Raw genomic sequence first — 12,874 nt, 5'->3', positions numbered from 1 at the left:
CCGACAGGCTTCTGCCGCTCAGCCGCGAATGCCCAGCGCCTCACGCTGGTGGGCGAACAGCTCGGCGCCGGCCTTCTCGGCCAGGTCGAGCATGGCGTTGAGCTCGGCGCGGCTGAAGGTGCCGGCCTCGGCGGTGCCCTGCACCTCGATCAGCTCGCCGCCCTCGGCCATCACCACGTTCATGTCGGTGTCGGCACTCGAGTCCTCGGGATAGTCCAGGTCGACCACCGGGATGCCCTTGTAGAGCCCCACCGAGATCGAGCCGACCAGCTGGTGGAAGGGGTCGCCCTTGATCAGCTTCTCGCGCTGCAGGTAGCGGATGGCGTCGATCAGCGCCACGCAGCCGCCGGTGATGGCGGCAGTGCGGGTGCCGCCGTCGGCCTGGATGACGTCGCAGTCGACGGTGATGGTGTATTCGCCGAGCTTCTTCAGGTTCACCGCCGCGCGCAGCGAGCGGCCGATCAGCCGCTGGATCTCCAGGGTGCGGCCGCCCTGCTTGCCGCGGGTCGCCTCGCGGCCGCTGCGGGAGTGGGTGGCGCGGGGCAGCATGCCGTATTCGGCGGTCACCCAGCCCTGTTTCTTGCCGCGCAGCCAGCGCGGCACGCCGGCCTCAACGCTGGCGTTGCACAGCACCTTGGTGTCGCCGAACTCCACCAGCACCGAGCCCTCGGCGTGGCGGGTGTAGTCACGGGTGAGGCGAATATCGCGGGACTGGTCGGCGGCGCGTCCGCTGGGACGCCGGATCTCCGAGGTCATGGCAGCTCTCTTGAATCGGGAAGATGACGGGAAGACACCCGTAGAATGGCGGCCATTCTACACGCTCTGGTCTACACGGTCTGGCCGCGGAATCGGGTACACTGCGCCCCCTGCACACCACGCGTCATCGGGAGGCACCATGGTTCACAGCATGACCGCCTTTTCACGTCAGGAGCACGACGGCGAGGCCGGCCGCCTGCAGCTTGAGCTGCGCTCGGTCAACCAGCGCTACCTGGAACCCCATTTCCGGCTGCCCGATGCGCTGCGCGACCTGGAGCCGGCCTTCCGCGAGGCGCTGCGCACGCGCCTGGCCCGCGGCAAGGTCGAGTGCACCCTGCGCTTCGAGCCCGGCGGCGAGGAGGCCGAGCCGAGCATCGACCAGGCGCGCCTGGCGGCCCTGTCCGCCACCCTGGAGGAGGTGCGCCACCGCGTGCCCGGGGCCGCCATGCCCGATGCCCTCCGCCTGCTCGACCATCCGGGCGTGCTCGAGCGCCGCGACCCGGACCTGGAGGCCGTCAAGCAGCAGGCCCTGACGCTCTTCCAGGCCGCCCTGGACGACCTGATCGCCGGCCGCGCCCGGGAGGGCGAGAAGCTCGCCGCGCTGATCCGCGAGCGACTGGTCGCGGTCAACGAGCAGGTGGCCGAGGTGCGCCGGCTGATGCCCCGTATCCTCGAGCGCCAGCGGGCCCAGCTGCTGGAGCGGCTCGCGGTGATCCGCGCCGAGCTCGATCCCCAGCGGCTCGAGGCCGAACTGCTGCTGCTCGCCCAGAAGGCCGACGTCGACGAGGAGCTCGATCGCCTCGCCACCCACGTCGCCGAGGTGGAGCGCCAGCTCGGCCAGAAAGGCCCGGTGGGGCGCCGCCTGGACTTCCTGATGCAGGAGCTCAATCGCGAGGCCAACACCCTGTCATCGAAGTCGGTGGTCGCCGAGAGCACCCGCTGCGCCGTGGAGCTCAAGGTGCTGATCGAGCAGATGCGCGAGCAGATCCAGAACATCGAGTAGCGCCGCGCAAGGCGCCTCGCGGCGCCATGGCACTTAATTCATCACGCCGGGCCCTTGGCCCGGCGTGATGCGTTCAGGCCGGACGCTTCCTGTCAGTCTTCGGCGCGAGACGCCTGATCCACCACAGGCTCGCAAGCGAGGTGGCCGCCAGCAGCGCGACACCGCCGGCGAAGGCCATGCCAGCGGGCGCCAGGCCGAAGGCGCGGACCGCCAGCCCAATGCCCACCACCGGGATCGACAGGGCGATGTAGGCGACGATGAAGAAGGTCGCGGCGACGCCGCCGCGCTGGTCGGCGGGGCTGGCCTGCACGACGGCGCCCAGGCCGGCCCGAAAGGCCATGCCCTGGCCGATGCCCGCGACGAGCGCCCCGAGCAGGAAGACGGCCAGCGAGCCAAGCCCGATGCCGACGCCCACCAGCGAGGCGCCAAGAATCACCCCCACGCAGCCGAGCGGTAGCCGCCAGGGCGCCGGGAAGCGCTCCTGCAGGAGCTGGCCGAGGGTCGAGGCGAAGAACACCGAACCCGCCACCAGCCCCGACAGCGCCAGGCTGTCATGCCCGAGCACGCCGATCATGAAGGCCGGCGCCGTGGCAGTGAAGAAGCCCAGCAGGGCGAAGCCGGCGAACCCGGCGATCGCCGCCGGAAAGAAGAGCCCGCGGACCTCGTCCGGCACCTGCAGCCGCTGCAGGCTGAGCCTCGGCCGCGCCGGGCGGGTCACGGTCTCGGGCACCTTGAGCATCACCCCCACCGCCAGCGCGGCCAGTGCCAGATGCACCCCATAGGCCAGGCGCAGCGGCCAGGGCAGATATTCGACCAGCAGGCCGGCCAGGATCGGCCCCAGCCCCAACCCGCCCATGTTGACCGCGGTGGCCACGAAGGCCGCCCGTCGCGGCCAGGCCCAAGGCGCCAGCTCCATCACCGCCACCGTGGCGGTCGCCGTGAAGATGCCGGCAGACACCCCCGAGACGAAGCGGGCGACCAGCAGGCTCGAGAGGCCGTCGCTCGACAGGAAGATCACATCGCTCGCCGCCGCCGCCGCCAGCCCGGCCAGGAGCATCGGGCGACGCCCGAGCTGATCCGACCAGCGTCCGGTAGCCACCAGGGCGCCCATCACCCCCAGCGCGTAGACGGCGAAGATCACCGTGATGGTCAGCGCAGAGAAATCGAAGCGCGCCTGATAGACCGGATACAGCGGCGTGGGCAGGGTGGTGCCCAGCATGGTGATCAGAAACGCCAGCGCCACCCCCAGAAAGGGCAGCGCCGAGTCCGGCGTGCGGCGATCGTCAGCCGTCGTCATCGGGTCCTCCTAAGGCCACATCGGGCCACATCGGGCCACATCGGGCCGTTATCGAATCAGGCCAGGGTCAGGGTGGCGCGCTCCCGCGCCAGGGCGATCAGGAAGATCGCAAGGCCGCCGAGCGCCATGGCCATGCCCACCAGCCCGGTGGCCGACCAACCCAGCCCCGCCGTCACCGCCAGGCCCCCCAGCCAGGCGCCGAGGCCATTGGCGATGTTGAAGGCGGCATGGTTGAGGGTCGCGGCCATGGTCTGGGCATCGCCGGCCACATCCATCAGGCGCGTCTGCAGCGGCGGGACCAGGGCACCACAGGTGCCCACCAGGCCCACGAACAGCATGCCGCTCCAGATCTGATCGGCGGCCAGGAAGAAGCCCAGCTGACAAAGCGCCGCCCAGACCAGGGCGCCGCCGATGGCCCGGCTCTGGTGGAGGTCGGCCAACCGCCCGCCCGCGTAATTGCCGATGACCGCGCCCACCCCGAAGGTCGCCAGCACCAGCGGCCCCAGCGCCTCGGGCATGCCGGCCTGATGGGTCAGGGTCGGCATCGCATAGCTGAACACGCTGAACATGCCGGCGAAGCCGATGCAGGCCACGGCCAGGGTATAGAGCACCCGCGACCGGGTGATCGCCGAGAGCTCCGAGCGCAAGGAGGCGCCATCATTCGGCGGTTGCACCGGCACCCACAGCCGCACCAGCAGCGCGGTGGCGAGTCCCAGGGCGCCGACCAGCACGAAGGCGGCCTTCCAGCCCGCGAGGCCCCCGATCCAGGTGGCCAGCGGCGCCCCGGCCAGTATCGCCAGGGTCAGGCCCGCCAGCACCCGGCCGACGGCGCGGCCCCGCTCGTGGGGCTCGGCGACGTTGGCGGCCACCAGGGCCGCCACCCCCAGATAGACCCCGTGGGGCAGCCCGGCGATGAAGCGCAGGGCGACGAAGCCCTGGAAGGAGGGCGCCAGCAAGGTCAGCAGGTTGCTGGCGGCGAACAGCACCATCAGGCCGATCAGCAGCCGGCGGCGGGGAATCCGCGCGCCGATCGCCGAGATCAGCGGCGCGCCGACCACCACCCCCAGGGCATAGGCGCTGATGGCGAGTCCCACGTCCTGCACCGCGATGCCATAGTCATCGGCGATGCGCGGCATCAGCCCCATGATCACGAATTCGGTGGTGCCGATGGCGAAGCCTCCCAGCGCCAGGGCCAGCTCGGCCAGGCGAGGGGTCGATCGGGGACGAAAGGCGTCCGTTGGCATGCCGCGCTCCCTGGGGCAGTGATGGCGCCACCCTCGGGCGGCGCGCGAAGGGGCGCCATTATTCCAGAGGACGGCGTGGCATGCGCTACCCGCATCGCGGCAGGGCGGCGCGGTCGCGCTCACGCTGCCGATCGAGCCGATCCCGCCCATCGCACCTCACCGGCTACAGGCGCGGCGTCATTGTGTGCGATACTGCGCCTTTTCAGTCGCCGCCAAGGCGTCGTTTCAACGTCAGGGACCACCGCTCATGGCCCAAGGTACGCTCTTCATCGTTTCCGCTCCCTCCGGCGCCGGCAAGACCAGCCTGGTGCGCGAACTGATCGAAAGCCTCGACGGCATCCAGGTCTCGGTCTCGCACACCACCCGCGAGCGCCGCGAGGGCGAGGTCGACGGCGTCAACTACCACTTCGTGGAGGTGCCGAGCTTCGAGGCGATGGTCGAGCAGGGCGACTTCTTCGAGTACGCCCGGGTGTTCGACAACTACTACGGCACCTCGCGCAGCGCCGTGCAGGCGATGCTCGCCGCCGGCCAGGACGTGATCCTGGAGATCGACTGGCAGGGCGCCCGCCAAGTGCGCCAGCAGCTGCCCGACGCGGTCTCGGTGTTCATCCTGCCGCCCTCCCGGGAAGAACTGGAGCGCCGCCTCGCCGGCCGCGGCACCGATGAGCACGCCATCATCGCCCGGCGCATGCGCGACGCGGTGGACGAGATGTCCCACCACGACGAGTACGACTACCTGGTGATCAACGACGACTTCACCACGGCCCTGCGCGAGCTGCAGTCGCTGGTGATCGCGCGACGCCTGACCCTCGAGCGGGTCAGCGAGCATCACGCTCCGCTGCTGGCGGCCCTGCTGGACTGAGTCCCCGCTCCGCCGCGGAGCCTCCGGGCCCTGGCCGAGGCGCTTGTCAGGGCAACCGGGCGTCGAGTAATCTATCCGGTCTACCTGTCGGTGGATGTCCCGGGGCGTTTCTACGTCGCCCGGGTATTGCCCGTCGGTCCCTTATTCTTACCTTTCAGGAAGGCATCCATGGCACGTGTCACCGTCGAAGACTGTCTCGAAAACGTCGAAAACCGCTTCAAGCTGGTGATGATTTCCACTCACCGTGCCCGCCAGCTGGCCCGCGGCTCCCGCGACGCCCTGCTGCCCTGGGAAAACGACAAGCCCACCGTGATGGCGCTGCGCGAGATCGCCGCCGGCAAGGTCGATTCCAGCGTGCTCGACGAGCCCGTCGAGGCGGCACCGGTGCGCGTGCGCCCCGAGTTCGAGCCGGGCAGCCACCCCGAGGAGTGATCCTGCCGCTCCGGCGTAGGAGCGCTTTACCTCTGTCCGCAGAGCCATCACGCAGCATTCAGGGCGCGCCGCATGTTCACCATCGATGACCTGGCCGATCGACTCGGCGGCTATCTTCCCAAGGACGAGATCCAGCAGGTCAGGCGTGCCTTCTACTATGCCGAGCAGGCCCACGACGGCCAGCGCCGTCGCTCCGGCGAGCCCTATGTGACCCACCCCCTGGCGGTCGCCAACATCCTCGCCAACATGCACATGGACCATCAGAGCCTGATGGCCGCCATGCTGCACGACGTGATCGAGGACACCGGCGTCGCCAAGAAGGCCCTGGCTCGGCAGTTCGGCCAGCCGGTGGCCGAGCTGGTCGACGGCGTCTCCAAGCTGACCCAGATCACCTTCGAGGACAAGGCTGTCGCCCAGGCCGAGAACTTCCAGAAGATGGTGCTGGCGATGTCGCGAGACATCCGGGTGATCATCGTCAAGCTCGCCGACCGGCTGCACAACATGCGCACCCTGGGCGCCCTGCGTCCCGAGAAGAAGCGCCGCATCGCCCGCGAGACGCTGGAGATCTACGCCCGCATCGCCAGCCGGCTGGGCATCAACACCATCCGCATCGAGCTCGAGGACCTCTCCTTCCAGGCCCTCTACCCGATGCGCGCCGAGCGCATCAAGCGCGCCGTCTCCAGCGCCCGGGGCCATCGTCGCTCGACGATCCGCCAGCTCCAGACCAACCTGCAGCAGAGCCTCGACGACGAGGGCCTGACCGGCACGGTGATCGGCCGCCAGAAGCACCTGCTGTCGATCTATCGCAAGATGCGCGATCAGCGGAAGTCCTTCGCCGAGATCATGGACGTCTTCGGCTTTCGCATCATCGCCGAGGACGTCGACAGCTGCTATCGCATCCTCGGCGTGGTGCACAACCTCTACAAGCCGGTACCGGGGCGCTTCAAGGACTACATCGCCATCCCCAAGGCCAACGGCTACCAGAGCCTGCACACCACCCTGTTCGGCCGCGGCGGCATGCCCATCGAGGTACAGATCCGTACCCGCGAGATGGAGGCCCTGGCCAACAACGGCGTCGCCGCCCACTGGCTCTACAAGGCCGGCCAGACCGACCACCCCATCGCCCAGGGCAGCCATGCCCGGGCGCGCGCCTGGGTCAAGGGGCTGCTGGAGATGCAGCGCCACGCCGGGGATTCGCTGGAGTTCATCGAGCACGTCAAGAACGACCTCTTCCCCGACGACATCTATGTCTTCACGCCCAAGGGCGACATCATGGAGCTGCCCCAGGGCGCCACGGTTATCGATTTCGCCTACAGCGTGCACACCGCCATCGGCAACAGCTGCATCGCCTGTCGCATTGACCGCCATCTGGCCCCGCTCTCCACCCGGCTAGAGAGCGGCCAGACCCTGGAGATCATCACCGCCCCCGGAGCGCGGCCCAACCTGGCCTGGCTCAACTTCGTGATCACCGCCAAGGCACGCTCGGCGATCCGCCATGCCCTCAAGCACCAGCAGCAGACCGAGGCGGTCCAGCTCGGCCGCCGCCTGCTCAACAAGGCCCTGGCCCAGTTCGAGACCAGCCTGGAGGAGCTGCCCGAGGGCGTACTCGACAGCCTGCTCGCGGAGCACTCGCTGAAGCATCAGGCGCCGCTGCTGGAGTCCATCGGGCTCGGCACCCGTGTCGCCCACGTGGTGGCCCGCCGGCTGGTCGGCCTGCTACAGGGCGAACCCGGCGAGTCCGGCACGCCCGCGGGGCAGCCGCCGCCCACGCATCAGCCGATCATGATCAACGGGGCGGAGGGCATGGTGATCAAGTTCGCACGCTGCTGCCGACCGCTGCCCGGCGACCCGGTGATCGGCCACCTCTCGGTGGGCAAGGGCATCGTCGTGCACCGCGCCGAGTGCCGCAATCTGGGCGACCTGCGCGACGATCCCGACAAGCTGTTCGCCCTGGAGTGGTCCGACGACATCGACGAGGACTTCCCCGCGGCCCTGCGCCTGGAGATGGAGAGTCGCCGGGGGCTGGTGGCGGAGCTCGCCGCCCTGATCACCGACGCCGGGGCCAACATCGAGCGCATCGATATCGAGGAGCGCGACGCTCGGCTGTCGATCGTCAACCTGATCCTCTCGGTCCGCAATCGCGTGCACCTGGCGCGCATCATCAAGCGCCTGCGCAACCTGTCCCACGTCGGCCGCATCACCCGACTCGGCAACTGATCCACCAACGCCCCACCCGTCGCCGACGGCGGCGGGTGGGGCGTTGATGTTATCGACACGCAGAACACCAACAACGCCACAAGGAGCACCACCATGAGCAACAAGGCCGTGATCAACACCGACCAGGCGCCCGCCGCCATCGGCCCCTACTCCCAGGCCATCAAGGCCGGCAACACCGTCTACATCTCCGGCCAGATCCCGCTGGACCCGACCAGCATGGAGATCGTCTCCGACGACTTCGAGGCCCAGGCGCGCCAGGTCTTCGCCAACCTCAAGGCCGTCTGCGAGGAGGCCGCCGGCACCCTGCAGGACGTGGTCAAGGTCAACCTCTACCTGGTCGACCTGGGCCAGTTCACCGTGGTCAATCAGGTGATGGAGGAGTTCTTCAAGGCCCCCTTCCCCGCACGTGCCGCGGTGGGCGTGAAGGCGCTGCCGAAGGGCGCGCTGGTCGAGGCGGAGGCCGTGCTGGTCATCGGCGACTGATCCCTTCCGCCTGACTTTGCCGGCATGCGCCTCTTCCTGGCCCTGATGCCGCCGCCGGCCCTGCGCCGGCGGCTCGGCGAACTCGCCGAGTGGGCCCATGCCCGCTGCGGCGGGCGGCGCGTGCCCGATGACAGCCTGCACCTGACCCTGGCCTTCATCGGCGAGGTCAGCGAGGAGAAGGCCGAGGGGCTCTCGACCTGGGTAGAGGGATTGGACGTGCCCGGAGGGGAGTGGCGCCTGGACGGCTGGGGTGCGTTTCGCCGCCCGGGCATCCTCTGGGTGGGAAGCCAGACGCCCGACAGGGCGATGGTGAATCTTCAGGCGTCGCTGTGGCGAGACCTCGAACGGCAGGGCTTCACGGGACGACCGTCGCGCTTCATCCCCCACGTGACGCTGCTGCGTCGGGCCCGTCGGCTGGAGAGCGACGGGCTGCCCCTCCCGGATCTCGTCTGGCCCTACCGGCAGGTGGCGCTGCTGCGCTCCTTCACCGAGCAGGACGGCGCCCGCTACCAGACCCTCGCCCGCTCGCCGGCGCCCTGAACGCGGCACTCCGCGCTCAGGCGTTCCGTCACGCCTTGGCGGGCAGGAAGCCGCCTGCCTTCAGTACCTGGGCATAGCCCTCGCGATAGCTCGGATAGCGGAAGCGATAGCCGCTCTCGAGCAGGCGCGCGTTGTCGCAGCGCTTGCTGGCGCGGCGACGCAGGGGCGACTGGATATTCTCGGTGGCCTCGACCTTGAGCTGCTTGGCGAGCCAGGCCATCACCTCGTTGAGCGGCGCCGGCTCGCAGTCGCTGCCCAGATAGAGCGGCTCGAGCGGGGTGCCGGCGAGCGACAGGCCGATCAGGTGCGCAAGCGCCCCGGCGCAGTCGTCGCGGTGGATACGGTTGGAGTACATCACGGGGCTCGCCGGCGCAATGCGCCCCTCGCCGACCTGGCGGATCAGGCGGTCGCGACCGGGGCCGTAGATCCCCGAGAAGCGCACCACGGTGCCGGGCAGGTCGTGGTCGATCAGCGCCTGCTCGGCCTCGCACATCAGGGTGCCCGAGAAGCCGGACGGCTCGGCGGGGCTCGTCTCGTCGACCAGCTCGCCGTCGCGCTGGGCATAGACGCTGGTCGAGGAGACGAAGAACACGCGCGTTGGGGGCCGGTCGCGGCCTGCGAACTCCTCGAGCACCGCCTTCAGGCCGTCGGGATAGGCGGCACGATAGGCCTCCTCCTCGAAGCGGTCGGCGCTGACCACGTAGACCAGGGTGTCGGCGTCGGGCAGCCCGGGGAGGGTGGCCGGGTCGGCGAGGTCGACCGCCACGGCCTCGAGGCCGCTGCCGTCCAGCGCCTGGGGATGGCGGCGCGCCCCGACCACGCGGTGGCCCGCCTCGAGCAGCTCGCGGCCCAGCGCCATGCCGATGTCGCCGCAACCGAGAATCAGTGTCGTCGTCTTCACCTTTCCCTCACCCCCTGATAAAAAGTCCCTATTGGCATTATTGTGTCCTATCGTATCGGGCATGATCGCCTTCGACCGTCACCCGCTTTAGAAGAGGATGCCTGCCGGCACCACATGACTCTAACAGAACTCCGCTATATCGTGACACTGGCTCAGGAGCGCCACTTTGGACGCGCCGCGGAGCGCTGCTTCGTCTCCCAGCCGACCCTGTCGGTGGCCGTCAAGAAGCTCGAGGAGGAGCTCGGTGTGGCGCTGTTCGAGCGCTCGAAATCCACCGTTCAGGTCACCCCCATGGGCGAGCGGATCGTCGAGCAGGCCCAGCGCGTGCTGGAGCAGAGCAGCGTGATCAAGGAGCTGGCCACCGCCGGCCGCGACCAGCTGGCGAGCCCCCTGCGCATCGGTGCCATCTATACCATCGGCCCCTACCTCTTCCCGTACCTGATCCCGGAGCTCTCCCGGCAGGCCCCCCAGATGCCGCTCTACATCGAGGAGGGCTTCACCGGCAACCTGCGCCGCAAGCTCAGAAGCGGTGAGCTGGACGCCATCATCATCGCGCTGCCCTTCACCGAGACCGACGTGGTCACCAAGCCGCTCTACGAGGAGGCCTTCGAGGTGCTGCTGCCGGCCGACCACCGCTGGGCAGAGCGCGAGAGCATCGACAAGGAGGACCTGCTGGAGGAGCGCCTGCTGCTGCTCGGCGAGGGCCACTGCTTCCGCGACCAGATCCTCGAGGCCTGTCCGGCCATCAGCCACCAGCTCAACAGCCCCTCCAATACCCTCACCGCCGAGGGGGGGTCACTGGAGACTATCCGCCACATGGTGGCCTCCAAGCTCGGCATCACCGTGCTGCCTCGCTCGGCCATCGGCACCGGGCACTACGAGCGCGGCATGCTGGTGAGCCGCCCCTTCACCGCCCCGGCGCCCTCGCGCACCGTGGCCATCGCCTGGCGCGCCAGCTTCCCGCGGCCCCGGGCCATCGATGCCGTCACCGACGCCATCGCGCACTGCCGGCAGGCCGAGCTCGACCCGGCATGAGCGAGCTCGATGCCCCCGTCACGGACCTCAAGGGGGTCGGCGAGGCGCTGGCCGGAAAGCTCGCCCGGCTGGGCATCGAGCGCGTCGCCGACCTGCTGTTCCACCTGCCGCTGCGCTACCAGGACCGCACCCGGATCACCCCCATCGGCACCCTGAGTGCCGGGCACGAGGCGGTGGTGGAGGGCGAGGTGGTGGCCGGTGAGGTGGTGCAGGGGCGGCGGCGCAGCCTGCTGGTGCGCCTGCGCGACGGCTCCGGCATCCTCAGCCTGCGCTTCTTCCACTTCTCCCCCGCCCAGCAGCAGCAGTTCCAGGCCGGGGCCCGGGTGCGCGCCTTCGGCGAGGCCCGCGCCGGCGCCACCGGGCTCGAACTCTACCATCCGGAGTATCGCCTGCTGAGCGGCGGCGACGCCCCGGTGGAGGATCACCTGACGCCCATCTACCCGGCCACCGAGGGGCTGCACCAGACCCGCCTGCGGGCGCTGATCGACCAGGCCCTGGCGCGCCTGGACGCCGACCCGGACGCCCTGCCGGACGGCATCCCCGAGCCGCTGCGCCAGCGCTTCGGCCTGCCCGCGCTTCACCACTGCCTGGACACCCTGCACCGGCCGCCGCCGGAGGCCGACCCGGAACAGCTGGCCGGCGGCCATCATCCGGCGCGTCGCCGCCTGGCCCTGGAGGAGCTGCTGGCGCATCGGCTCAGCCTGCAGGAGGTGCGCCAGCGCATCCAGGAGGACGGTGCCCCGGCGCTGCACGGCGGGCGCGGCCTGCAGGCGCGCTTCCTGACCCAGCTGCCCTTCTCGCTGACCGGCGCCCAGCGCCGGGTGCTCGACGAGCTGGCCGCGGACCTGGCGCGCCAGGTGCCGATGCTGCGGCTGGTGCAGGGCGACGTGGGCTCCGGCAAGACGGTGGTCGCCGCCATGGCGGCGCTCTCGGCCATCGCCGCCGACTGCCAGGCGGCGATGATGGCCCCCACCGAGATACTGGCCGAGCAGCACTACCGCACCTTCAGCGCCTGGTTCGAGCCGCTGGGCATCGAGGTGGCCTGGCTCTCGGGCAAGCTCAAGGGCAAGGCGCGCCTGGACACCAAGGCGGCGATCAGCGATGGCCGGGCGCGCATGGTGGTGGGCACCCACGCGCTCTTCCAGGGCGACGTGCACTTTCAGCGCCTGGGGCTCGCCATCATCGACGAGCAGCACCGCTTCGGCGTCCATCAGCGCCTGGCGCTGCGCGAGAAGGGCGAGGCCGGCGGCCTCACGCCCCACCAGCTGGTGATGACCGCCACGCCGATCCCGCGCACCCTGGCGATGAGCGCCTACGCCGACCTGGACGTCTCGGTGATCGACGAGCTGCCCCCCGGCCGCACCCCGGTGAAGACGGTGGTGATGCCCGACGAGCGCCGCCCCGAGGTGATGGCGCGCATCCGCCACGCCTGCGCCGAGGGGCGCCAGGCCTACTGGGTCTGCACGCTGATCGAGGAGTCCGAGGCGCTGCAGTGCCAGGCCGCCGAGGCCACGCGCGACGAGCTTACCGAGACGCTGCCGGAGCTCGCCATCGGCCTGGTCCACGGCCGCATGAAGCCCGCCGACAAGGCCGAGGTGATGGCGGCCTTCAAGGCCGGCGAGCTGGACCTGCTGGTCGCCACCACGGTGATCGAGGTGGGGGTCGACGTGCCCAACGCCAGCCTGATGATCATCGAGAACCCCGAACGACTCGGGCTCTCGCAGCTGCACCAGCTGCGCGGCCGGGTCGGGCGCGGCGCCGTGGAGAGCTTCTGTGTGCTGCTCTACCACCCGCCCCTCTCCGCTCACTCGCGGGAGCGGCTGGCGGTGATGCGCGAGACCACCGACGGCTTTCGCATCGCCGAGAAGGACCTGGAGATCCGCGGTCCCGGTGAGGTGCTGGGCACCCGCCAGACAGGGCTCGCGCAGATGAAGATCGCCGATCTGGAACGCGACGCCGACCTGCTCGATCGCGTCGCCCCCCTGGCCGAGGCCCTGCTGGCGAGCCACCCCGAGGCCAGCCGGCCGCTGATCCGCCGCTGGCTGGGCGAGCAGGCGGGGCGGTACGGACAGGTATAGCGTCCGGCAGCACGTAGCGCCGCCTT

The 12,874-nt window shown here is 70.1% G+C and carries 12 protein-coding genes; 8 read left to right on the top strand and 4 right to left on the bottom strand.

Annotated elements, in window-relative coordinates:
• Nucleotides 1–18: 18 nt before the first annotated feature.
• Nucleotides 19–756 (bottom strand): ribonuclease PH, encoded by a 738-nt coding sequence (gene rph / locus ABE957_RS00490; RefSeq protein WP_349756679.1) that lies wholly within the window; start codon nt 754–756, stop codon nt 19–21.
• A 139-nt stretch (nt 757–895) separates the two neighbouring features.
• Here rph and ABE957_RS00485 point away from each other — a divergent pair, with 139 nt between their 5' ends.
• Nucleotides 896–1,759, top strand: a complete 864-nt coding sequence (locus ABE957_RS00485; protein ID WP_349756678.1) for a YicC/YloC family endoribonuclease — start codon at nt 896–898, stop codon at nt 1,757–1,759.
• A 73-nt stretch (nt 1,760–1,832) separates the two neighbouring features.
• Here the strand turns inward: ABE957_RS00485 and ABE957_RS00480 are convergent, their stop codons facing one another.
• Together ABE957_RS00480 and ABE957_RS00475 are read right to left on the bottom strand one after the other, a co-directional pair.
• Nucleotides 1,833–3,056, bottom strand: a complete 1,224-nt coding sequence (locus ABE957_RS00480) for an MFS transporter (protein ID WP_349756677.1) — start codon at nt 3,054–3,056, stop codon at nt 1,833–1,835.
• 56 nt (nt 3,057–3,112) lie between these two features.
• Nucleotides 3,113–4,300, bottom strand: a complete 1,188-nt coding sequence (locus ABE957_RS00475) for an MFS transporter (protein WP_349756676.1) — start codon at nt 4,298–4,300, stop codon at nt 3,113–3,115.
• 247 nt (nt 4,301–4,547) lie between these two features.
• Here ABE957_RS00475 and gmk point away from each other — a divergent pair, with 247 nt between their 5' ends.
• The 5 genes from gmk (at nt 4,548) to thpR (ending at nt 8,834) form a co-directional block, all read left to right on the top strand.
• On the top strand, nt 4,548–5,162 hold the full coding sequence (gene gmk, locus ABE957_RS00470; RefSeq protein WP_349756675.1) for a guanylate kinase: 615 nt from the start codon (nt 4,548–4,550) through the stop codon (nt 5,160–5,162).
• A gap of 168 nt (nt 5,163–5,330) precedes the next feature.
• Nucleotides 5,331–5,594: a DNA-directed RNA polymerase subunit omega gene (rpoZ, locus tag ABE957_RS00465; RefSeq protein WP_089851239.1), complete on the top strand. Its 264-nt coding sequence runs from the start codon at nt 5,331–5,333 to the stop codon at nt 5,592–5,594.
• 72 nt (nt 5,595–5,666) lie between these two features.
• The gene (locus tag ABE957_RS00460; protein WP_349756674.1) at nt 5,667–7,811 is read left to right on the top strand and encodes a RelA/SpoT family protein; all 2,145 of its coding nucleotides are present in this window, start codon (nt 5,667–5,669) and stop codon (nt 7,809–7,811) included.
• A 93-nt stretch (nt 7,812–7,904) separates the two neighbouring features.
• Entirely contained in the window at nt 7,905–8,294 is a 390-nt protein-coding gene (locus tag ABE957_RS00455) for a RidA family protein (RefSeq protein WP_349756673.1), read from the top strand.
• 24 nt (nt 8,295–8,318) lie between these two features.
• Nucleotides 8,319–8,834 (top strand): RNA 2',3'-cyclic phosphodiesterase, encoded by a 516-nt coding sequence (gene thpR / locus ABE957_RS00450; RefSeq protein ID WP_349756672.1) that lies wholly within the window; start codon nt 8,319–8,321, stop codon nt 8,832–8,834.
• Between the two features lie 28 nt (nt 8,835–8,862).
• Here thpR and ABE957_RS00445 read toward each other — a convergent pair whose 3' ends face one another.
• Nucleotides 8,863–9,735, bottom strand: coding sequence for an SDR family oxidoreductase (locus ABE957_RS00445; protein WP_349756671.1), 873 nt, complete (start codon nt 9,733–9,735; stop codon nt 8,863–8,865).
• 114 nt (nt 9,736–9,849) lie between these two features.
• On the opposite strand from ABE957_RS00445, the gene ABE957_RS00440 reads away from it, so the two are divergent.
• Nucleotides 9,850–10,770 carry a hydrogen peroxide-inducible genes activator gene (locus ABE957_RS00440; RefSeq protein WP_349756670.1) on the top strand — a complete coding sequence of 307 codons (921 nt, stop codon included), beginning with the start codon at nt 9,850–9,852 and terminating at the stop codon, nt 10,768–10,770.
• A complete protein-coding gene (recG, locus tag ABE957_RS00435) occupies nt 10,767–12,848 on the top strand; it encodes an ATP-dependent DNA helicase RecG (RefSeq protein WP_349756669.1) in 2,082 nt (693 codons plus the stop codon). Before ABE957_RS00440 ends, recG begins: the two co-directional genes overlap by 4 nt.
• The last annotated feature ends 26 nt before the right edge of the window (nt 12,849–12,874 follow it).

This window comes from Halomonas pelophila, from assembly GCF_040196315.1.
GTDB lineage: Bacteria > Pseudomonadota > Gammaproteobacteria > Pseudomonadales > Halomonadaceae > Halomonas > Halomonas pelophila.
This window is presented reverse-complemented; position numbering and strand designations above follow the sequence as displayed.

Bases quoted from the DNA above. Each gene is read 5' to 3' on its own strand.
- rph (WP_349756679.1), bottom strand. From the start codon at position 756: ATGACCTCGGAGATCCGGCGTCCCAGCGGACGCGCCGCCGACCAGTCC.
- ABE957_RS00475 (WP_349756676.1), bottom strand. From the start codon at position 4,300: ATGCCAACGGACGCCTTTCGTCCCCGATCGACCCCTCGCCTGGCCGAG.
- ABE957_RS00460 (WP_349756674.1), top strand. From the start codon at position 5,667: ATGTTCACCATCGATGACCTGGCCGATCGACTCGGCGGCTATCTTCCC.
- rpoZ (WP_089851239.1), top strand. From the start codon at position 5,331: ATGGCACGTGTCACCGTCGAAGACTGTCTCGAAAACGTCGAAAACCGC.
- ABE957_RS00440 (WP_349756670.1), top strand. From the start codon at position 9,850: ATGACTCTAACAGAACTCCGCTATATCGTGACACTGGCTCAGGAGCGC.
- recG (WP_349756669.1), top strand. From the start codon at position 10,767: ATGAGCGAGCTCGATGCCCCCGTCACGGACCTCAAGGGGGTCGGCGAG.
- ABE957_RS00485 (WP_349756678.1), top strand. From the start codon at position 896: ATGGTTCACAGCATGACCGCCTTTTCACGTCAGGAGCACGACGGCGAG.
- ABE957_RS00455 (WP_349756673.1), top strand. From the start codon at position 7,905: ATGAGCAACAAGGCCGTGATCAACACCGACCAGGCGCCCGCCGCCATC.
- ABE957_RS00480 (WP_349756677.1), bottom strand. From the start codon at position 3,056: ATGACGACGGCTGACGATCGCCGCACGCCGGACTCGGCGCTGCCCTTT.
- gmk (WP_349756675.1), top strand. From the start codon at position 4,548: ATGGCCCAAGGTACGCTCTTCATCGTTTCCGCTCCCTCCGGCGCCGGC.
- thpR (WP_349756672.1), top strand. From the start codon at position 8,319: ATGCGCCTCTTCCTGGCCCTGATGCCGCCGCCGGCCCTGCGCCGGCGG.